Annotated in this window: 18 protein-coding genes; 6 read left to right on the top strand and 12 right to left on the bottom strand. The window is 43.8% G+C overall.

Translation table 11 applies throughout. The features are described 5' to 3' along the window. The first annotated feature begins 120 nt into the window (after positions 1–120). Both CW749_RS11730 and btsR read left to right on the top strand, forming a co-directional pair. On the top strand, positions 121–1,803 hold the full coding sequence (locus CW749_RS11730) for a sensor histidine kinase (protein WP_101112322.1): 1,683 nt from the start codon (positions 121–123) through the stop codon (positions 1,801–1,803). After that, positions 1,797–2,519 carry a two-component system response regulator BtsR gene (gene btsR / locus CW749_RS11735; protein ID WP_101112323.1) on the top strand — a complete coding sequence of 241 codons (723 nt, stop codon included), beginning with the start codon at positions 1,797–1,799 and terminating at the stop codon, positions 2,517–2,519. Before CW749_RS11730 ends, btsR begins: the two co-directional genes overlap by 7 nt. 51 nt (positions 2,520–2,570) lie before the next feature. Here the strand turns inward: btsR and nagZ are convergent, their stop codons facing one another. Further along, entirely contained in the window at positions 2,571–3,557 is a 987-nt protein-coding gene (gene nagZ / locus CW749_RS11740) for a beta-N-acetylhexosaminidase (RefSeq protein ID WP_101112324.1), read from the bottom strand. Positions 3,558–3,942: 385 nt separating this feature from the next. Between nagZ and CW749_RS11745 the strand changes: the two genes are divergently transcribed. Both CW749_RS11745 and murQ read left to right on the top strand, forming a co-directional pair. Beyond that, complete coding sequence (locus CW749_RS11745; RefSeq protein ID WP_101112325.1) at positions 3,943–5,055, top strand: anhydro-N-acetylmuramic acid kinase; 1,113 nt, start codon at positions 3,943–3,945, stop codon at positions 5,053–5,055. A 47-nt stretch (positions 5,056–5,102) separates the two neighbouring features. Next, complete coding sequence (gene murQ, locus CW749_RS11750; protein ID WP_101112326.1) at positions 5,103–6,068, top strand: N-acetylmuramic acid 6-phosphate etherase; 966 nt, start codon at positions 5,103–5,105, stop codon at positions 6,066–6,068. 46 nt (positions 6,069–6,114) lie between these two features. Here murQ and CW749_RS11755 read toward each other — a convergent pair whose 3' ends face one another. Both CW749_RS11755 and CW749_RS11760 read right to left on the bottom strand, forming a co-directional pair. Then, entirely contained in the window at positions 6,115–6,465 is a 351-nt protein-coding gene (locus CW749_RS11755; RefSeq protein WP_101112327.1) for a DUF2799 domain-containing protein, read from the bottom strand. A 63-nt stretch (positions 6,466–6,528) separates the two neighbouring features. Next, the gene (locus tag CW749_RS11760) at positions 6,529–7,608 is read right to left on the bottom strand and encodes a transporter substrate-binding protein (RefSeq protein WP_101112328.1); all 1,080 of its coding nucleotides are present in this window, start codon (positions 7,606–7,608) and stop codon (positions 6,529–6,531) included. Positions 7,609–8,106: 498 nt separating this feature from the next. On the opposite strand from CW749_RS11760, the gene CW749_RS11765 reads away from it, so the two are divergent. Continuing rightward, the gene (locus CW749_RS11765; protein ID WP_101112329.1) at positions 8,107–9,591 is read left to right on the top strand and encodes a carbon starvation protein A; all 1,485 of its coding nucleotides are present in this window, start codon (positions 8,107–8,109) and stop codon (positions 9,589–9,591) included. A gap of 72 nt (positions 9,592–9,663) precedes the next feature. Here the strand turns inward: CW749_RS11765 and CW749_RS11770 are convergent, their stop codons facing one another. The 7 genes from CW749_RS11770 to murJ form a co-directional block, all read right to left on the bottom strand. After that, complete coding sequence (locus tag CW749_RS11770; RefSeq protein ID WP_180958392.1) at positions 9,664–11,925, bottom strand: ATP-binding protein; 2,262 nt, start codon at positions 11,923–11,925, stop codon at positions 9,664–9,666. A 183-nt stretch (positions 11,926–12,108) separates the two neighbouring features. Further along, on the bottom strand, positions 12,109–13,062 hold the full coding sequence (gene ispH / locus CW749_RS11775; protein WP_101112331.1) for a 4-hydroxy-3-methylbut-2-enyl diphosphate reductase: 954 nt from the start codon (positions 13,060–13,062) through the stop codon (positions 12,109–12,111). A 91-nt stretch (positions 13,063–13,153) separates the two neighbouring features. Further along, the gene (gene fkpB / locus CW749_RS11780) at positions 13,154–13,585 is read right to left on the bottom strand and encodes an FKBP-type peptidyl-prolyl cis-trans isomerase (protein ID WP_101112332.1); all 432 of its coding nucleotides are present in this window, start codon (positions 13,583–13,585) and stop codon (positions 13,154–13,156) included. 154 nt (positions 13,586–13,739) lie between these two features. After that, positions 13,740–14,255, bottom strand: a complete 516-nt coding sequence (gene lspA / locus CW749_RS11785) for a signal peptidase II (protein ID WP_101112333.1) — start codon at positions 14,253–14,255, stop codon at positions 13,740–13,742. A 14-nt stretch (positions 14,256–14,269) separates the two neighbouring features. After that, positions 14,270–17,110, bottom strand: coding sequence for an isoleucine--tRNA ligase (ileS, locus tag CW749_RS11790; protein WP_101112334.1), 2,841 nt, complete (start codon positions 17,108–17,110; stop codon positions 14,270–14,272). A 71-nt stretch (positions 17,111–17,181) separates the two neighbouring features. Beyond that, positions 17,182–18,111 carry a bifunctional riboflavin kinase/FAD synthetase gene (ribF, locus tag CW749_RS11795; protein ID WP_101112335.1) on the bottom strand — a complete coding sequence of 310 codons (930 nt, stop codon included), beginning with the start codon at positions 18,109–18,111 and terminating at the stop codon, positions 17,182–17,184. 119 nt (positions 18,112–18,230) lie between these two features. Beyond that, entirely contained in the window at positions 18,231–19,790 is a 1,560-nt protein-coding gene (murJ, locus tag CW749_RS11800) for a murein biosynthesis integral membrane protein MurJ (protein WP_101112372.1), read from the bottom strand. 247 nt (positions 19,791–20,037) lie between these two features. Between murJ and rpsT the strand changes: the two genes are divergently transcribed. Next, positions 20,038–20,298, top strand: coding sequence for a 30S ribosomal protein S20 (rpsT, locus tag CW749_RS11805; protein WP_101112336.1), 261 nt, complete (start codon positions 20,038–20,040; stop codon positions 20,296–20,298). A 192-nt stretch (positions 20,299–20,490) separates the two neighbouring features. Here rpsT and CW749_RS11810 read toward each other — a convergent pair whose 3' ends face one another. Continuing rightward, complete coding sequence (locus tag CW749_RS11810) at positions 20,491–20,787, bottom strand: metalloregulator ArsR/SmtB family transcription factor (RefSeq protein ID WP_101112337.1); 297 nt, start codon at positions 20,785–20,787, stop codon at positions 20,491–20,493. 125 nt (positions 20,788–20,912) lie between these two features. Further along, positions 20,913–21,803, bottom strand: coding sequence for a transcriptional activator NhaR (gene nhaR / locus CW749_RS11815; RefSeq protein ID WP_101112338.1), 891 nt, complete (start codon positions 21,801–21,803; stop codon positions 20,913–20,915). Positions 21,804–21,815 lie beyond the last annotated feature (12 nt).

Below are 21,815 nucleotides of genomic sequence, written 5' to 3' on the forward strand. Positions count from 1 at the left end.
GTGTAAACATAAAAAACATTTGGTGTAAATTTATATTTACATCTAGAATTACGAGCTCCTTAACAACTTACAGAGAACATTATCGATTAAAATAGCCTTAAATAATTACGGAAAGTGGCTATGGACCTCATACTATCTTTACTTCAGCAGATGTGCGTATACCTCGTACTGGCTTATATGCTGAGTAAAACCCCTATTTTTTTGCCACTACTTAGTATTTCTACGCGTTTAAGCCACAAACTTAGCTGTTACGTCCTTTTTTCTTTGTTTTGTATTATGGGGACGTACTTTGGCTTACAGATTAATGATGCGATCGCTAACACGCGAGCCATTGGCGCAGTCATGGGAGGTTTATTTGGTGGACCGGTTGTTGGCTTTGCCGTCGGTCTTACGGGGGGAATGCACCGTTACTCTCTTGGTGGTTTTACCGATGTTGCCTGCGCGATATCAACAACAGCTGAAGGACTCATTGGGGGAGTACTGCATAGTTACTACGTAAGAAAAAACAGGTCGAGCCAACTCTTCAACCCCTTGGTGGTCTTCTCCGTCACACTCTTTGCAGAAGTGGTTCAGATGTTGATTATATTGCTCGTTGCAAAGCCTTTTGCGCAGTCTTATCAGTTGGTCTCCGCCATTGCAGCACCAATGATCATCGCTAACTCTGTTGGTGCAGCCCTGTTCATGAGCATCTTACAAGATAGAAAAACCATTTTCGAAAAGTACTCCGCCGCATTTTCTCGGCGAGCACTCACGATAGCAGAACGTTCAGTCGGTATCCTGAGCTCTGGATTTAATGCCAATAACGCAAACAAGATAGCCCGTATTATCTATGAAGAAACCAAAGTGGGTGCTGTATCCATTACCGACAAAGATAAGATTCTTGCCTTTGTGGGAATAGGTGATGATCACCATAAACCCAATACCCCCATATCATCGAAAAGCACTCTAGATGCGATTTCCAACAACAAAATCATTTACCTTGACGGCAGAGAACAGCCTTACCAGTGCTCCTTATCTGAGAATTGTAAGCTAGGCTCGGCGCTGATTATTCCGTTGAAAGCCGGAGAAGATGTAATAGGTACCATCAAGCTTTATGAACCCAAACGAAAGCTGTTTTCCACTATCAATATGTCGATGGCGGAGGGCATAGCCCAACTGCTTTCCAGCCAGATTTTGTATGGCGATTATCAAGAACAACAAACGCTTCTCACTCAGGCTGAAATTAAGCTACTTCACGCTCAAGTTAACCCGCATTTCCTGTTCAATGCTTTGAATACCATCAGTGCCATTACAAGACGAGACCCAGATAAGGCTAGGGATCTAATTCAACATTTATCTCAATTCTTCCGGAGTAATCTTAAGCAAAATATAGAAACGGTTCGGCTGAAAGAAGAATTGGATCACGTGAACGCGTACCTCACCATTGAAAAAGCGCGTTTTAGCGATCGTCTGGAAGTTGAGTGGGCTATAGATGATACCTTGCTAGAAAAAATTATACCCAGCTTTACCTTACAGCCTCTGGTCGAAAATGCCATTAAGCACGGTATTTCTCAGCTTCTAGAAAATGGTAAAGTTCGAATATATAGCCATACCGAAAATGGCGAACACACCATAGTGGTTGAAGACAATGCGGGGCTATATCAAGCGCCTGCACAGAACCACTCTGGATTAGGGCTGGATATTGTAAATAAGCGTCTCGCTAACCTACTGGGGCGTTCATCAACATTACATATCGACTGCCAGCCACAGAAATACACAAGAATGAGCTTTAAACTCCCGACGACAGAGGCAAAGGAATGCTGACCGCTTTAATCATTGATGATGAACAATTTGCTCGAGAAGAACTGTGCGAATTACTGGCAGAAACGCTGGAGATCGATGTCATCGACCAAGCCAGTAATGCCATTGAAGGATTAAAGAAAATCAACGCCTGTAAGCCCGACGTGGTTTTTTTGGATATTCATATGCCTCAGGTTAGTGGTATTGAACTGCTCTCTATGCTCGATCCAGATACCATGCCCAATGTGGTGTTTATTACTGCTTACGACCAATATGCGATTCAAGCTTTTGAGGACAATGCATTCGACTATCTCTTAAAACCCGTCGAACCATCTCGACTTCAAAAGTGTGTTTCTCGTCTGGTTAAAACCGCTCGGTTAAAAGAACCTCAAAACATATCTGCATTCACGCAAGATAAATTAGAGCAAGTCCCTTGTATTGGGCTAAATCGCATTGTCATTATCCCAATCCAAGATGTTGAGTTTGCTTACACCGACATTTCAGGGGTGCAAGTGAAAACCGCAGAGCAAACCGCCACCAGCCAGCTAACGCTAAAAGTACTCGAACAGAAAACTTCGTTGTTGCGGTGTCATCGCCAGTATCTGGTTAACACCCAAGCGATTCGGGAAATTAAATTGTTGGAACACGGTCTTGCTGAAATTATTACGCAAAGCGGGCACCCTGTGCCCGTCAGCCGAAGATTTTTGAAGAGTTTAAAAGAGACACTGGGCATTCAGTAAAAACCGTTAAGCCGTTAAGCCGTTAGCTCGAATGATTAGGGTTTGTTGAATTTAACAATCCAGCATTCGTTTCATGGCTTCCGATGCCGATTTCCATTCATTACTGATACGTAGCTCGCTCATAGAGAAGCTTTGCGTTTTCAGCAAGCTTGTTGCATTTGGTACGGTACTTATCGGCAGTTTATCCAACGCACTGACGGTATAATCTCGGTTGTTGCACATCAGTAACATGTCACACCCAGCTTCAAGTGATTGCATTGCACGTTCTGCTGGTGATCCCATGACTCCTGCCCCTTCCATACTAAGATCATCAGAGAAAACGATGCCTGTGAATCCTAACTGCTCTCTTAATACTTGTTTCAACCAATAAGGGCTGCCACTGGCTGGCTGTGAATCGTATTCAGGGTAAATAACATGCGCTGGCATCATGGCATCCAACACACCAGATTCAATATGTGCCTTAAACACAGCCATATCTTGTTCGAAAATGAAGTCTCTTCCGTCTTTGGCTGTATCATAGTGGGTATCGGTTATTACACCGCCATGACCAGGAAAGTGCTTTCCTGTTGTCGCCATGCCAACTGTTTTCATTCCTTCCATAAATGCCAAACTGTACGTTACGATGCTTTCAATATCGTCACCGAAGGCACGATTTCCTATCGCTTTACATTCATGTCCTTTGTCTATAACAGGGGCAAAACTTAGGTCGATATCATGGGCAATTAATTCGGCAGCCATCAAAAACCCGGCTTGCTTTGCCACCTCTTTGCCATTGGGTTGTAAGGCAAAGCTTTGTGCTGGTGGAATCAAGCTAAACCCTTCTTTAAAGCGCTGTACACGTCCACCTTCTTGATCCACCCCAATCAATATTGGGCGATTGGCGGCTTGTCGGATGCTTTTGTTCAACGCAAGTAATTGCTCATTATCGTAATAATTGCGCGAAAACAGGATCACCCCACCTACAGTTGGGTGTTGCAGTATTTCTTTGTCTTCTACATCCAGCTCGTATCCGGCAACATCAATCCAAAGTGGTCCCATTATGTTCAAAGCCTCGTAGTTTAATTATACCCAAGTAACCTCAAGATACAGGATTCAGAGCCTCATATTCTGTTCCAGTTCAAGGAGAAGAACGTAGCGGAATGACCGGTCCTTTCCAAGTTCTTTGACGATGAAATTGGACAGAATATGGGCTCCCAAGGGCGAGTTTAACTGGATTTCATGCTACGTTACTGATATTTGATTTAGAATAACTAGATCTTCATATCAGTGCCTTGCCTGATATCCAGTTCCCTATCTTTTGGTATAGAAGTCGCTGAAACTAATATATTGAGGTTACTTGGGTATAACCATATAAGAATATTCGCTTTATTATTACAAAAATCTTTTAACGTAGTCAGTTAATTTAACGTCAGGGAGTCGCAGGGTGAATCAAAATCAATATTACATTGGCGTGATGTCCGGAACGAGTTTGGATGGTGTTGATGTTGCCTTGACGGAAATATCTGAAAGCGATATTTCACTCATCAAAAGCTATGTTCATCCAATGCCTATAGAGCTCAAACAGAGAGTTCTAGCCCTATGTGAAGGGCAACCGACAAGCGTGAAAACCATCGGTGAACTCGATCATGACCTTGGAATTCTCTTTGCTGACAGTGTCAATGCATTACTGGAAACCACGTCGATAGAGAAGCAAGACATCGCAGCAATTGGTTGCCATGGGCAAACTGTTTTCCACCAGCCTACTGGAGATACTCGTTTTACCATGCAATTAGGGGATGCAAACATAATAGCCTCCCAAACAGGTATTGATACTATTGCTGACTTTCGCCGGAAAGATATGGCGTTAGGGGGGCAAGGCGCGCCGTTAGTCCCCGCTTTTCATCAGTGGTTGTATGAATCCCAAGAGTCCACCACGGTTATTTTGAATATCGGTGGAATTGCCAACATTTCCGTACTACACCCTACTTCCCCACTAATTGGTTACGATACAGGGCCAGGCAACATGCTAATGGACGCTTGGTGCCAAAAGCATACCGGTCAGCCCTTCGATAAAGGCGGTACGTTCGCCAATTCTGGCAAAGTTAACCCTGCTCTACTCGCGCAGTTTATGTCGGAACCTTACTTTTCTCTTGCCTCCCCGAAAAGTACAGGGAGAGAGCTTTTTAACCTGAATTGGTTGAATCAGTTTGATGGTATTACTCATCTAAAACCAGAGGATATACAAGCTACGCTCTTAGAACTCACCGCATCCAGCATTGCTTTAGAAGTAGATAAACAAAGTTTCGGCGAAGAGCCTACCTTGTTGGTTTGTGGAGGAGGTGCTATGAACCCAGTACTGATGAGTAGGCTCAATGAATTGCTGCCTACTTGGAATGTAAAAGATACCAAAAATACGGGCGTTGACAGTGAATTCATGGAAGCAATGGCGTTTGCTTGGCTAGCCCAACGACGTGTTCATGGTCTTCCTAGTAATGCGCCTGAGGTAACTGGAGCACGTCAACTCGCTTCATTAGGTGTAATATACCTCGCAAATTAAACTCGTCACGAATACGAAACGTCGCAAATACTAATACGGACAACATCATGGCTAATGACGCACTACTCTCTGCTCTTGCACACCTTGTGTCGGAAGGACGAAACCCTGACACCATGGATATCGATCTTTTGTCTTCGCTTGAAATCGTTGAAAAACTCAATCAGCAAGATCAGCAAGTCCCGACAGCCATAGCAAAAGAACTCCCCAATATTGCCTCTGCGGTAGACAAGATTTCCAACGCTTTCTTAAAGGGTGGCAGACTTATCTATTTAGGCGCAGGGACTAGCGGTCGTTTAGGTGTTTTGGATGCTTCTGAATGCCCTCCCACGTTCGGCGTGTCAGATCAAATGGTCATCGGGCTTATTGCGGGTGGGAAAGAGGCAATGTTTAAAGCTCAGGAAGGCGCTGAAGACAATAAACTCTTAGGCAAAGAGGATTTATCGGCCATTACCTTGACCGAAAAAGACGTTGTGGTTGGTATTGCTGCCAGTGGCAGAACCCCTTATGTGATAGGTGGTTTGGAGTACGCCAATGAAGTTGGAGCTTACTCTATTGCATTGTCTTGCAACCCTAGCTCTCCCATTGCGAAATGTGCCCAACTCGCCATTAGCCCAGTCGTTGGTCCCGAAGCGTTAACCGGGTCGACGCGTTTGAAGTCGGGTACGGCTCAGAAACTCGTACTGAACATGCTTTCAACAGCGAGCATGATCCGAATAGGGAAAAGCTACCAAAACCTCATGGTGGATGTAAAAGCCAGTAACGAAAAGCTCATTGCCCGTGCCGTTAGGATTGTTGTTCAAGCAACGGATTGTTCAAAGGAGGAAGCCAGAGAGAAGTTAGAACAAACTCACTATGATGTGAAGCTGGCGATCCTGATGTTACTGACTGGCTCGGATCTCAACACAGCTCAAAAACAATTATCAAACCAACAAGGTTTTTTACGCCGTGCAGTCGAAACATCCCAAGCAGAAGAATCTGAGAGCGAAAAGCAAAACAAAACATCCTCACAATAAGTTTCTTTCAGGGACTCTCTTTTCAACCTCAATGAATCAGGCGAAGTTACTCGCTTCGCCCTGAACCTTGATTCCAGCCTCGTTGCCATTCCATCCGAAACTTTTGTGCTTCTGGCATACCTTCACAAACACCTTCATAAAAACTGCCGGACAACCCAATCTGATAGGCAAAGGCAGGATTGCAATACTCTTTGACACCAGCGAGATAGCCTTGATCATAATCTGCATGATTTACTTGACCATATTCCGCCAAATTTTGAAAAGAACGCTGGGTCTGACCTTTTACGCCATCTCGGTAGCCAACTGAATACCAGTCACTGTCATCGGTCAAAAACTCGCTGGATGAACACCCAACAAGCAATGTTCCCATTACTAAAGCCACTAAACGTTGTTTCATTGTTATACCTGATATTTACCTAGAACTATCAGTTTACGATGAAAGCACAGGCTCTGCCTGATTTTATTCTAAGGCAGCAATTTGCGACGTGTTGATCGTTCTTCTTTCCGAGCACACGTTTTCCGTTTCCAATAAGGTGACGTCCTCCTCATTGAGCTGAGCAACGAAACTGGGCTGCTTTAAATATTGATTGGTAAAAAGCGTTTTTCCGCCAAATGGAGCAGGCAAAGCAATTGAGGTGAGTGCTCGCTTGACGTCTTTCGGATCTGAGCTTTCAGCTCGTTTGATTGAGTACGCCAATGCCAGCACAGATAAATAAGCTGAAACAAAGCCACCAGAAACGTACACTTTCGCAAAATCTCGGTATACACGCTGAGAAAACATTGGGTTAACTTGCTCAAAGAAATTACTTCCACACAGCAAAACTAAGTTAGGCAGAGCCCCCAAAGCAACTGACTCACTGCGGCTTAGGTGCGTGCAAATGACTGGAATCGGTTTACCTTTCCAACGTTGGTTAAGTTCTTTTAGAAAAGCGTAGCTCGCATTCCCCATCAGATGGTTTACGACAAATTTAGGGCGGGTAATCAGCAGGGATTTCAATGTGTATTCAAAAGTTTGGCAACCTTCTCGATAAAAGTTGTTAAAACTCAGTGCCCCACCTCCTGTATCGAAGAAAGAAGATGTCAGCGCACTTAAATCCCAGCCGAGCTGATCGTTAGGGCTAACAATCGCAGCATGAGTACCATATTTCGCAAAGGAATATTCAAGCAATGGAAGAAGGTGCTGCTCCGGAGAGGAGCCGAATTCCAACAAATTTGAATGTTTGGGCTGAGCCCCAGACAGAGACGAGGTCCAAAGCAACCCCGAATGACGCTGAACAACATCCAAGGCTAACATTCTAGAATCTAGGGTCGTCGTGCCAAAGATATGCTCGACCCCTTGGTTTAAAAGACGCTCGGTCTGTTTTGCATAACGAGGCAAATCGCCAAATGGGTCTTTATGGATAGCACCTAACTTAAAATTGAATCGAGGATTGGCATTCACTTGAGAAATACCAAACTGTGTACCTATCAAAGTTTGATAGCTTACTTTTCGGTACTGGCTTTGACTTGAATAAAGTACACCGATGGGAATGGTCTTCATCGAAACTCCTCTTGAACGTCCTGTCTAAAGTAGAGTGACATACTCGAATGAACTGAATTTGCTATGACGGCGAACCTGCCTTGAGGGCATTAACTTTTATATTTAGCTCAATTCATTCTTTTTATTGCTCATAAGTAATAGAGCTAGAGAGGAAAAACAAGAAGCGCAATATCATCACCAATCAAACAATTCTCACAAATAAGACAAGGAAGAAAATTAAATATCCATTCGATCAAACACTTAATAACCACACTTATTAAGATGACTTTTATATTCCTCTTTAATTCTCAACTTTGCGAAGGGTATTGATTAGCATCGAAACCCCAAAGCGCCCATGCTCAAACGTAAGATCCCATCCTTTAGTGAGTAAACCACTTATTCCTAATAGCAACCGCTTAACCTGCCATATCACCACTCAACTCTGTAGCTAATGAAGTCGATTTTTCCCTGTTTTAGTATCCAAGGTGAAGAGTTTAAATAATTACACGGGATGTGAATATGTTGTGGTTCCTCATGTGTGTCGCTGCACTTATCGGCGGATATTTTCTATATGGTAAGTTTGTAGAGCGTATATTTGGCGTTAAAGAGCATCGTCAAACCCCTGCTTATACAAAGCAAGATGGTGTTGATTTTGTGCCAATGTCGAACAAGAAAGTGTATTTGGTACAGTTACTCAATATTGCTGGTGTCGGTCCTATTTTCGGTCCAATCATGGGAGCTTTGTATGGTCCTGCAGCCATGCTTTGGATTGTACTTGGCTGTATATTCGCTGGTGCTGTCCATGATTATTTCTCGGGTATGCTTTCCGTAAGAAATGGAGGGGCATCCGTACCTACCATTACAGGTCGCTACTTAGGCAATGGCGCAAAACACTTTATGAACATTTTTGCCATTGTTCTACTGCTATTGGTCGGGGTGGTCTTTGTTTCAGCACCTGCTGGTATGATAACCAACCTCATCAATGACCAAACAGATTTCACCGTCACCATGACATCCATGGTGGTGTTTATCTTTGCTTACTACATCATTGCTACCGTTGTTCCTGTCGACAAAATCATTGGCCGTTTCTACCCGTTGTTCGGCGCACTGCTCATCTTTATGTCTGTTGGACTTATTACCGCGATTGGCGTGTCTGACGAACATACCATTCTAGGGGGATATGAAGTTAGCGACATGTTCACTAACATGAACCCTAATGACTTACCGTTATGGCCGGCGTTATTTATTACTATTGCTTGCGGTGCTATTTCTGGCTTCCATGCCACTCAGTCGCCTCTTATGGCTCGTTGTATGGAAAATGAAAAGAATGGTCGCTTTATCTTTTATGGCGCAATGATTGGTGAAGGTGTCATCGCCCTTATTTGGTGTGTATTAGCGCTGTCGTTCTTCGGCTCGGTAGAGTCTCTGTCTGATGCCGTGGCCAATGGTGGACCAGGCAATGTCGTATACAGCGCTTCATTTGGGCTACTGGGTGTATTCGGCGGCGTTCTTGCGTTCTTGGGGGTTGTTATTCTTCCAATCACTTCTGGTGATACAGCGTTTCGTTCTAGCCGCTTGATTCTGGCTGAATACTTCAACATGGAACAAAAAACACTGCGTAATCGTCTCATGATGGCTATCCCTTTGTTTGTCTTGGGTGGCATCTTGACTCAGGTTGATTTTGGCATCATTTGGCGTTACTTCGGATTCGCAAACCAATCCACTGCGGTTATGATGCTGTGGACGGCATCCGCTTATCTACTTCGCCACAACAAACTCCACTGGATCACCACCGTACCCGCTATCTTCATGACCACGGTGTGTGTGAGCTTCATCTTAAGCAACAATCAGCTTGGCTTTGGTCTTCCAATTAATATTTCGACAGTGGCGGGTATTATCGTTGCGCTACTTATAACGACTTACGTGATTAAAACTTCGAAAGGCAAAGGTGAATCTGAACTCGCAGACGAAGAAACACCTTCTTCCACTCCAAAAACGGTATAACCGCTAAGAGTAGAATATTTCTGTGTAGAATATGAAAAAAGGCTCGTTCGAGCCTTTTTGTTTGCTGAATGCTTATCCACATTCCTCGGCAATCAAACAGAGTTCGTCCAACCATTGATGAGTGAGCTCAAACAACTGATGGATCTGCTGATCGTCAATTTTCACCTGCTTTGCTACCAAATCCGCTAATACAACCATTCCGGGTAACGCTACCTTTTCAAACAGCACACTTAAGATGTTAGCGGAGCGCACAATTGCATCGAGTTCTTGGTTCTGTTGGGCAATGTTTAATTCCGTGACAGCGGACAGTGCTTCTTCAATAACACTGTTAATGAATACTGGCATCACATCAAAAGCCACTGCGTTTTTACGCATGATGAGATTCACATCCACTGAGTCTGTATCGATGTGCTTTTCCGTGTCTAAGCTGGGTTTGTACAAAATCCCATTAGGAAATAGCTTATTCGCGTAATTGCTCAGCGTTTCATGTAGCTCCCTTTCAACAACTGGTTTTGCGATAAGATCATCGACACCGGCTTGCTTCATTTTATCGCGAGTTTCTTTAAACAAATCCGCGGTACAACCTAGTATCAATGCATTTTTATTTAAGGAATCTTGGCGGATCATATAGGTGGCTTCAACACCATCCATCACCGGCATGTGGTTATCCATTAGAATAAGATTAAAGACTTTTTCCTGCGCTAACTTATGCGCTAATGAGCCATTTTCAATGCATTCGGTGATAAAGCCGCATTGCTTAAGCATGGATTGAAGCACCATACCATTTAAGCGATTATCCTCAACAATGAGTGCTTTCAGCCCGTTGTAATTAAGCGGTCTGTAATCTTTCACTACAGTTAGCTGAGGCTTGGCAAGGGGCAAAGGTAGTATCACGGTAAAACAACTGCCCATATCTAATTCGCTGGCCACGTTAATTTCACCATCCATTTGATTGATCAGCCTAGACACGATAGAGAGCCCCAACCCCGTACCGCCAAACTTTCTAGTTGTGGAGCTGTCGGCTTGTTCAAATGGATTAAAGAGCTTGGTCAGCGTATCCGGGCTCATCCCAATTCCGGTATCTTTGAGTTGAATAATCAAATCAATACGATCGCCTTTGATCTGCTCAGAAGTTTGAAGTTCTATGAACCCCTTCTCTGTAAATTTGATCGCGTTATTGAGTAAGTTAAACATGATTTGTCTGACACGAGCCTTGTCGCCAAACACCCATCTTTCGTGATCGACTTTGTTATCAATGTATAAATCGATACCTTTTTCTTCAGCTAAAGATTGGTAAATACTGCTCACCGAACCCATCAAGTGGGTAAAGGCAAATGGCTGGCAGTCTAAGTCAAACTTGCCTTGCTCAATTTTGGAATAATCAAGAATCTCGTTAAGTAAAGTCATCATATGCTCGCCAGATTCATGCAAATTAACCAAGTGATTTCTTTGGCTGTCACTCAAATCTGTTTTCTGCAATAACTGAGCGATACCAAGTACACCATTCATTGGTGTTCTAATTTCATGAGAAACGACCGCTAAAAATTCAGTTTTCGCTTTACTTGAATCCTCCGCCCTCTCCTTTTCGCATTTCAACAGTTCAATGATACTTTCAAGATTAGTGGCGATCTCATTCAATTCGTCCCCTTCCCACGACAGCGTTTCATTTAGCCCTTCATCATGGTTGTATACGCCGTCACGCATCTTTTCACTGTAACGAGCAAACTGCTTAAGCCGACGCGTTAAAGTTAAGTAGAGCCAAGTAAGGCACACAATTGATGCTAAAAAAATAGTAATAGTGGCGGTAAGTACTTTCCAACGCATTTCCGAAAAAAGTGCATTCACGCGATGGAGTTGATCGGACTCACGCTCTTTCGCGGTGTGTTCAAGATTATTCAAAGCATGTATTGCGGGCTCATCATTAACTTTGACCTGATCATCAATCTGAGTAACACTCAAGCGCCTGTGGTACTCAACCGGCATTTGAAAAAGTTTGCTTTGGTATTCAGTAATCACTCGGTCTACCGCATTTAGCGCGTGTTTTTCTGCGATAGTTAGATTTAAAGATTTGTATTGTGCGATAACGATTTTGGCTTCTTTAAAGTGCTCACTCGCCCCATCTTTATCTTTGAGCTTGCCTCTGAGGACATAGTTTTTGAACTGGTGAATCGCACCGTTATACCCTAGTTGGTACCGAAGATTGTTTAATAAACCAATGCGAGCAGCAACTTCATTACGATAATCAGAGTTGGCTTGTTTGTAAGCAGAAAGCGAAGATATTGAAATCCAAGTAAAGACGGAGACAATCACTAAAATAAAAACTGTGATCAGCAAAAGTTTTCTCTTGATTGAAACATTACTTGAAAACCACGAATTGAAATCCATTCGCTGCCTTACCTCTCTACTTGAACGCTCTAACACAATGAATTAGATAAAGTACTTCTTTCACCCTAATTTAAAAATAGTAAAGCCCCGAGCAGTTCGGGGCTTTATTTTATTGATATGTTCGAGATTTTTTTAAATTTCTCTCACTTGGAGCTCTCGTGGAACTTCGAAGAACATGTTTTCTTCCCGACCAAGGACTTCTTCAACCTCGTCTGCACCAAGTTCTTTAATTCGATCTAATATTTGGTTGACCAGCTCTTCAGGAGCCGAGGCACCAGCGGTAACACCAACCTTGCTCGCGCCATCAAACCATTTGGCTTCAATTGCTTCTGGGCAATCAATCAGATACCCCGGTGTACCAAGCTTTTCAGCCAGCTCTTTTAAACGCGTAGAGTTGGATGAATTCGTTGAACCTACCACAACAACGGCATCAACTTGCGTAGCTAAAATACGTACGGCATCTTGGCGGTTTTGAGTCGCGTAACAAATGTCGTCTTTGCGTGGTCCCTGGATTTCAGGAAACACACGCCGAAGCTCTTCAATAACGTCGGCTGTTTCGTCCACAGACAGTGTGGTTTGGCTAACATAGTGAAAGTTAGATGGATCGTTTACCACCAAAGAAGCAACGTCTTCAGGTCTTTCAACAAGATACATTCCACCTGTATCACTGTCGTACTGCCCCATAGTACCTTCGACCTCTGGATGGCCAGCATGACCAATCAGTACAACTTCCATGTTTCTTCGACTTGCGCGTGCAACTTCCATATGCACTTTTGTTACAAGCGGACAGGTAGCATCGAATACTGTTAATTTTCGGCGCTTGGCTTCTTGCCTAACAGCCTGAGAAACACCATGAGCAGAAAAAATAACAATATTGTCGTCTGGCACTTCATGCAGCTCTTCAACAAAGATGGCACCGCGCTGTTTCAAACCTTCAACCACAAAGCGATTGTGAACTACCTCGTGACGCACATAGATAGGAGGCTGGTACATCTCCAATGCCCTTTCTACAATGCTGATGGCGCGATCGACCCCAGCACAAAAACCGCGTGGGTTCGCTAACAGTATTTTCATTTCATTGCTCATCGTACTTTCGTTTTTATGGCGCGTAGTTTACCGTCATCCCTATTGCCGCTCAAGCAGGCAGCTATCTACGGGGGTACGGATTGGTTACCACTTATTCCACTTCTAGGATTTCGACTTCAAAAATCACGTCTTGCCCAGCGAGTGGGTGGTTAAAATCCACAGTGACAGATTCGCCAGAAATTTCTGTAATGATGCCTGGAATCTCCATGCCATCTTTACCCGAAAAGGCCATAATGGTTCCTACCTCTACCTTTTCCTCACCAATAAATCGTGCTCTGTCCATGTGGTGGATATTGTCTGGGTTCGGTTGACCAAATGCATCTTCAGCACCGAGTTCAATGTTTCTTTGCTCACCTTGAACCAAACCTAATAGAGATTTTTCAAAGTTTTCACTCAGACTTCCATCACCCATTGCGAATTTTGCAGGCTTACCCATGCTGTGCGTGCTATCCGCGACAGAACCGTCCTTGAGTTTGATCGTAAAGTGCAATGTCACAGCAGAATTTGCAGTAATCGTAGTCACAGAGTTATGTCCTTATTTTCGTTATTGGGCTTTGGCTTTTTATACGGGAACACAACTCAGCTTATGCCAATGTCTTCCAATTTTTAGCCTTTATATTAAAAAGCGCCATCCGAATCAACGGACAGCGCTTAGGGTTATTCAAATTATGTACTCATTATTGAGGTGACTCTTCCGGTTTTTTACGGAATCCATCAAGCAAAATGAGAGCAGCGCCAAGCACAATCGCAGCATCTGCTAAATTGAATGCCGGCCAATGGTAACTTCCCCAATAGAAATCGAGGTAATCAACAACATAACCATGAACCAATCGGTCATAGAAGTTATTGGCTGCCGCACCGCCGATCACCATGGCGTAAGAAATATTTAGCCATTTATCTGATGCTGGTAAGGCTCTCATCCAGCGGATCAATACACCACAAACAACCAGTGCGATGCTGAAGAACAACCAACGTTGCCATCCACTTTGATCACTTAAAAAGCTAAATGCTGCACCATAGTTATGAACATATAATAGGTTGAAGAAAGACGTAATCTCAATACGATTCGTCCAGCCATACCCCATGTTGTCCATAACGATGAACTTAATACCAATATCTGCGATGAAAATCAGTACCGCCAGCCAGAGCCAGCGAACACCCGATTGTTTCATCGATAACGCATTATCACTCATATCGAATCCCAATATTAAGCGAACTTACGCTCTTCGCCTTCACCATCGACGTTTGACACACAACGACCACACACTTTTTCGTGACCTTCGATAGTGCCTACGTCTGGCGTATGGTGCCAACAGCGTTCACATTTCTCAGCATCCGTCGCCGCAACTTCAACGAACAAACCTTCTATATCTGTCTCTTGAGCCGAGCCAGGCTTGTCGCTCAACGGTTTAACTTGTGCCGCTGAAGTTAGAAGAACAAAACGAAGCTCGTCTTCAAGCTTGCTGATCGTTGCTGCGAGAGCATCATCTGCATAAAGTGTCACTTCCGCTTGTAACGAACCACCAATCGCTTTCTCTTTACGAGCGTCTTCAAGAAGCTTGTTTACAGCGCCACGTACAGATTGAATGTCAGTCCAGAATTCGTTGTTTAGCTCTTCGCCTTCAACAAGACCGAACAAGCCTTCAAACCACTCACCCGTGAAGACAAACTTATCACGTGCGCCCGGCATTTCGTTCCAAATCTCGTCTGCAGTGAATGACATGATAGGTGCCATCCAACGAACCAGTGCTTCGACAATGTAGTAAAGTGCCGTCTGACAGCTGCGTTGAGCGTGACCGCCCTGCTTCGCTGTGTACTGACGATCTTTAATTACATCCAGGTAGAAAGAACCCATTTCGATCGAACAAAACTGCATTAAGCGTTGGGTTACAGCGTGTGTATTGTACTCTCCGTACGCTTTAACAATCTCTTCTTGTGCTGCTTGAGCGCGACCAACAGCCCAACGATCAAGTGCCACCATTTCTTCTGCTGGTACAAGATCCGTTTCTGGATTGAAACCGCTTAAGTTAGCAAGGAAGAAACGCGCAGTATTACGAATACGACGGTATGCGTCTGCAGAGCGTTTAAGAATTTCATCAGATACCGCAACTTCGCCAGTATAATCAGTAGAAGCAACCCATAGGCGTAGAATATCCGCACCTAGCTTGTTAGTAACGTCTTTAGGAGCAACTACGTTACCGATAGACTTAGACATCTTACGACCGTTGCCATCCACTACGAAACCGTGCGTGAGCACTTGCTTGTATGGGGCTTCGTCTTTCATCGCGATGGATGAAATCAGAGAAGACTGGAACCAACCGCGGTGCTGGTCAGAACCTTCTAGATATAGGTCAGCAGAGTTGCCATTGTACTCTTCACGAGAATCCACCACCGAATAGTGAGTGACACCCGAATCGAACCATACGTCTAGGGTATCCAGTACTTTTTCGTACTTGTCTGCATCTTCAGCGCCCATAAGCTCTGCTGCGTCGACATCCCACCAAGCTTGAATGCCTTTCTCTTCTACTAGCTTCGCGACTTTTTCAATAAGTTCTAATGAGTTCGGATGCAGTTCAGCCGTCTCTTTGTGCACAAATAATGCAATTGGCACGCCCCAAGTACGTTGTCGAGAAACACACCATTCTGGGCGACCTTCGATCATACCCTCGATACGGCTCTGACCCCATTCAGGCATCCATTCAACACCTTTAATGGACTCCAGTGCTTTTGCACGTAGACCCGCTTGGTCCATAGAAATGAACCACTGTGGTGTTGCACGGAAAATGATTGGGGTTTTGTGTCTCCAGCAATGTGGGTAGCTGTGTTCGTAGGAGTGATGGTGCAGAAGTGCACCTTTCTCTTTTAGGACATCTAAAACAGAATCGTTTGCTTTAAAGACATGCTGACCAGCAAATAATTCTGTATCAGGAAGGTAAACGCCGTTTGAGCCTACTGGGTTAGCCACTTCAAGGTTGTATTGTTTGCCAACCACGAAATCCTCTTGACCATGCCCAGGAGCGGTATGAACTACACCCGTACCTGAATCAGTCGTAACGTGCTCTCCAAGAACGACTGGAACAGTGAAGTCATAGAACGGGTGGTTGAACTGAGACAATTCAAGATCCGCACCTTTAGCAAAGCCTAGGTTGTGGAAGTGTTCAACACCTGCACGATCCATCACTTCTTTGGCAAGCTCGGAAGCAACGATAATACGTTCAGGCTCCGACGAATCACTCGCTTCAACTTGGATAAGTACATATTCCAGATCATCACGCATACACACAGCGCGGTTTGCAGGAAGCGTCCAAGGCGTCGTCGTCCAAATAATAACGGAGATATCACCTTGACCTTCATGACCTTCGTTTAAGTTGAATTTAGACAACAACGCAGCTTCATCTGCCGCTTTAAAACGAACATCAATTGAAGGAGAAACTTTATCTTTGTACTCCACCTCAGCTTCAGCCAAGGCAGAACCACAATCTGTACACCAGTGAACAGGTTTAAAACCTTTTAGTAGGTGACCGTTATCGGCAATCTTACCTAGAGCACGGATGATGTTAGCTTCAGTGGCAAAATCCATGGTGCGGTATGGTTTGTCCCACTCACCAAGAATACCTAGGCGCTTAAAGCTTTCTTTCTGACCTTCAACTTGCCCCGCAGCGTACTGACGGCATTTCTCACGAAACTCCGCTGCCGTCACTTTTTTACCTGGCTTGCCTACTTTCTTTTCCACCATTAATTCGATCGGCAGACCGTGGCAGTCCCAACCTGGGATGTAAGGTGCATCAAAACCGGAAAGAGTTTTGGATTTAATAATAATGTCTTTAAGAATCTTATTCAGTGCGTGACCAATGTGAATGTCACCATTGGCATAGGGAGGACCATCATGTAATACGAAAGACTTTTTGCCTTTCTTCGCTTTACGGATCTCGCCGTAAAGGTCTTCTTTGTACCAACGCTTAAGCATTTCTGGCTCTCGATTGGCCAGATTGCCACGCATTGGAAACCCTGTTTCAGGTAAATTCAGGGTATCTTTATACTCACTCATTGATTCTTAATTCCGTTATATTGGGCGAAAGTTAGACATTGTGCTGAACGGTGGAATAAACCGTTTAACCTTTAAAGCTGACGCAGCCACACCCTTGCTGCCTCAGCATCCAATTCAATTTGCGCTGTTAACGCATCCAGAGAGTCAAATTTTATCTCATCTCTTAGTTTGTGAAGTAATGACACTTCAAGTTGTTTACCGTACAAGTTTGAATTGAAATCAAACAAATGCACTTCCAGTTGTTGACGAATACCATCAACAGTTGGACGTTGACCTATATTAGCCACCCCACCGTATACTGAACCGTCTATTCCATTAACCTCAACGACATACACGCCTGAAACAGGCGATACACAGCGTTTTAACGGAATATTAGCGGTGGGGAAACCAATGGTTCGACCGAGCTTTCTACCATGAGAAACCCGACCATTTATGCTGTACGGGCGCCCTAGCATTTTCTCTGCATGAGAAAAGTTGTCGGTCGCTAACGCTTCACGGATAGCGGTACTGCTAACACGCAGCTGGTCCATTTTAAAGCTTTGGGTACTGACAACCTCGAATCCGAATTCTTCGCCAGCACTTTTCAACATCTCAAAGTTGCCTTTCCGACCTTTACCGAAACAAAAGTCGTCGCCAACGACGAGAAACTTCACATCCAGTTGGGCAACCAATAGATCTCTGATGAACCCTTCTGCGCTCATACTTGAAAAATTTGCATTGAAGTTAACGCAAAGTAACCGCTGGATGTCGAGCTTTTCTAATTGAACAATTTTATCGCGCAAGCGAGTCAGCCGCGCGGGAGCTTTATTCCGCGCAAAAAATTCCATGGGTTGAGGTTCAAACGTCATGACCATGGTGGGCAATCCCATCTTTTGAGCTTGCTGTGACACTTGTTTCAGCACTTGCTGATGACCTAAGTGGACACCATCAAAATTACCTATCGTCAATACGCACCCTTTATGGCGGGGCTTTATATTGTGTATACCTCGGATTAACTCCATGAAATCTCTAGCTTAGGCTTACTTGCCGTTGTTCAATCATTTTATTGTGCACGAAACCGACGGATTATATACCCAAACAGTAATAAGATGCGAGTTTCACTCTGAAAATAATCCACTCATTAAGAGGCGGCTTTGAGGTGGCGAATTCGAATCCCCATCACCAAGACTGACATCAAGTAAACCAGAGCACCTGAACCAATCAAAATAGCTAATTGCAAGCAACGAGAACCAAAGCTCCAAGACAACCATATATCCATTGCCGGGTTTAACCATAAAACCGCCGCCACCATTGCCACTCCTGCAATGACGAGTTTCAGTGCAAAAATAAGCGTTTCTTTGGTGATTCGATACACTTTTTGTCTATGCAGCCCACGGTACAACAATGCCATATTCACAAAGGCAGATAATGCCGTTGCAATAGCCAGCCCAACGTACCCATAAAACCAAGCAAAAATAGCGTTAAATACCATGTTAGAAGCCATGGCAATGATTCCGTACTTCACGGGAGTTTTCGTATCTTGTCGAGAGTAATAGCCTGGCGCCAGTACTTTAATCAACATAAAGTTAAGCAAGCCCGATGCGTAAGCCATTAAGGATAAGGCCGCAAACTCAACATCTTGAGGAGTGAACTCTCCCCGCATGAAGAGCACCATTAGCATCGGTTTGGAAAGTATAATCAGCCCTAACATGGCAGGAACACCAAGCAACAAAACCATTCGGACTCCCCAATCCATAGTGTGCGCAAAGCCATCACTTTGGGAATCTACATGTTTTTGAGAAAGCGCCGGAAGAATGACAGTGGCAATGGCAATCCCAAACAAACCTAACGGAAATTCTAATAAACGATCAGAGTAATAGAGCCAGCTGATCGAACCTGTCGCCAAAAAGCTGGCAATAAACGTGTCGAATAAAAGGTTAATTTGACTCACAGACACCCCGAACAACGCAGGGATCATTAAGGTTCGGATTTTTACAACGCCGGGATCGTGCCATCCCCATTTAGGTTTCACCAACATCCCCTCTTTTATTAAGAAAGGGATTTGGAAAAGAAACTGAACCAAACCACCTAGAAATACGCCTATAGCTAAGCCAATTTCCGGTTGTTCTAATTGTGGTGATATTAAAAGCGCCGACCCGATGATCATAATATTGAGAAACACCGGTGTAAAAGAGGAGACCGCAAACTTACCTATCGTATTTAGAATGGCGCCTGATAGCGCAACAAACGTAATAAACCACAAATAAGGGAACGTAATTTTCAGTAGAAAGCTGGCAAGCACAAACTTTTCGGAAGAAGGACCACCATTAAGCCAATCAAGAAACCACCCAAAACCGAATAGTGCTGTGATAACACCAGAACCAAGTACCCCAATTAATGTCACCACCGTCACAATGACACCTAATGTACCCGACGCTTTTGCGATTAACTCTCGGGTTTTGTCTTGATCGCCACTGGCATGATATTCCGTTAGAACAGGTACAAAAGCTTGGGAAAAAGCGCCCTCAGCAAAAAGGCGGCGCAAAAAGTTAGGGATTTTATTGGCAAAGAAGAAAACATCTGCACTGGCACCTGCACCCATTAAATTGGCGACGACTACATCTCTTACAAGTCCCAGTATTCTGGAAATAAAAGTCATCATACTGACGATCAAGCCAGACTTGAGTAGCTTTTTACTCACGAACATCCCCTAAAAAATACACTCAAAAATCCGCTAAAGAGCTTTCATTTGCTCAGCAGAGATAATTATTAGCAATGGTATAAAAATGCTGTTAGAATCCACGCCATCTTAACCGCGATGACCTTCTATTCCAAAGATTGTTTGGATGAGGCTGGTTTTTGCACAAATCATTTGACAATTAAGCGCAAATGAGGGATATTCCTCGCCCTTAAATTGTCACCGAACTAAGTTTTTGGGAGTTAGACCCTTGGCAAACAGTAAATCTGCTAAGAAGCGCGCTATCCAAGCTGAAAAACGTCGTCAGCACAACGCTAGCCGTCGTTCTATGATGCGCACTTACATGAAGAAAACTATCGCAGCTATCGAAGCTGGCGATAAAGAAGCTGCAACAGCTGCATACACTGCAGTTACACCGATCCTAGATCGTATGGCGACTAAAGGTCTTATTCATAAGAATAAAGCTGCTCGTCATAAGTCTCGTTTCGCAGCGGCAATCAAAGCTCTTTAATCCGAGTTTAGATTTGCAAAAAAACCGGCTTTTGCCGGTTTTTTTATATCTAGATAAAACAGAATGCATCTTATCTTTACTTCGTATCGTTCAGAATACGTTTCTCCCGCATCTAATTTTTATCTCTTAGGCATGGTTGGCCAATCAGGATCAGCTCAACCACTTTCCCATTAGTCACTAATCTTCTAGTAATTAGTCTTCACAATACAGTGCATGTAGCAATTTGATCACTTGTTGCACTTCCGAACTGCTAAGAGAGTAATAGACGGTTTGAGCTTCTTTTCGAGTTTGCACTAAACCATCTCTTCTCAACCAAGCTAAATGCTGGGAAAGCGCCGATTGGCTCAATTCAAGGTGAGAACAAAGTTCTCCAACAGAAAGTTCATTGTTGTGTAGCATACATAATATTTGCAAGCGTCTTTCGTTCGCCATCGCTTTCAAGAGTACGACAGCTTGAGCAGACTTCTGCTCCATTTCCTGTAAGTTCATTCAGCAGCCTCCATGGGCTAAAACTAAGTTACTGCATCTTCAACTTGTTATTTGTGTTATGTCAGTTGAAGTCCTTATTCATATAAATGTTATTACAACAATGTGAAGTAATACAATGAATTCTGTTAATCGAACAGCTGAATGAAATCAGCATCACAAAGATTCTTAACAGTTGGATGCTGAATCATCCTTTCTGCAAATATAACAAAATATTCTTCCTTGAGCTCATTTATCTCTCCAACCAAGTGTAGAGACACGTCATCCCCTACTTCAGATTGGTACAAACTTGGCGCAAGAAAAATTGCATCTTTATGATCTTGAGCGAACGCTTTCATCAAAGCAACGTCATCAAACTCACCGAGAATATTGGGCTGAATCCCTTGGCGATCAAACCATTGCATGACCTTTCTTCCCATTGATGTTCGACTTCCTGGCAATAGCAGTTTTCGATTCTCTAGTACTGAAGGAAACAGCTCATTTTCCAGTGGCTTTGAGCTAAAAAAGCTCATTCTACATTCACCAAGCTTTTTACTATACAACCCCGGGCTTTGGCTCGAATCGACCGCGCAATCAGATAAAATCATATCCAGCTTATGTTGTGAGAGCTGCTCAAGTAGCAACTCGTGGGTAGACTCAAAACAGCGTAGATGGATGCTATTGTCGGCAGGCACTGTTGTCATCAAGATTCGACTGACTAAACGCTTTGAAAGTGCATCAGCAACACCTACATCAAATAAGATATTGGATCTCTGGCTATAATTTACGATGTCTAACATCTCATAACTTAAACCAAACATTCGGTCTGCATACTTAAAGACAAGTTGCCCTAGCTCGGTTGGCTCAACACTGCGTCCATTTCGCTTAGTTAACTTGCCATCCATTCTTTCTTCTAGAGCTTTTATTTGTCCTGTAACTGTCTGCGGTGTTAAAAAAAGTGCATCTGCAGCTTTCGTCACCGAACCCTGTTTGCATACCATCCAAAAATAATAAAGATGATTGTAATTTAAGTGCGACATCGATTTTTCTTA

Source organism: Vibrio sp. vnigr-6D03, assembly GCF_002835515.1.
GTDB classification, from domain to species: Bacteria; Pseudomonadota; Gammaproteobacteria; order Enterobacterales; family Vibrionaceae; genus Vibrio; species Vibrio penaeicida.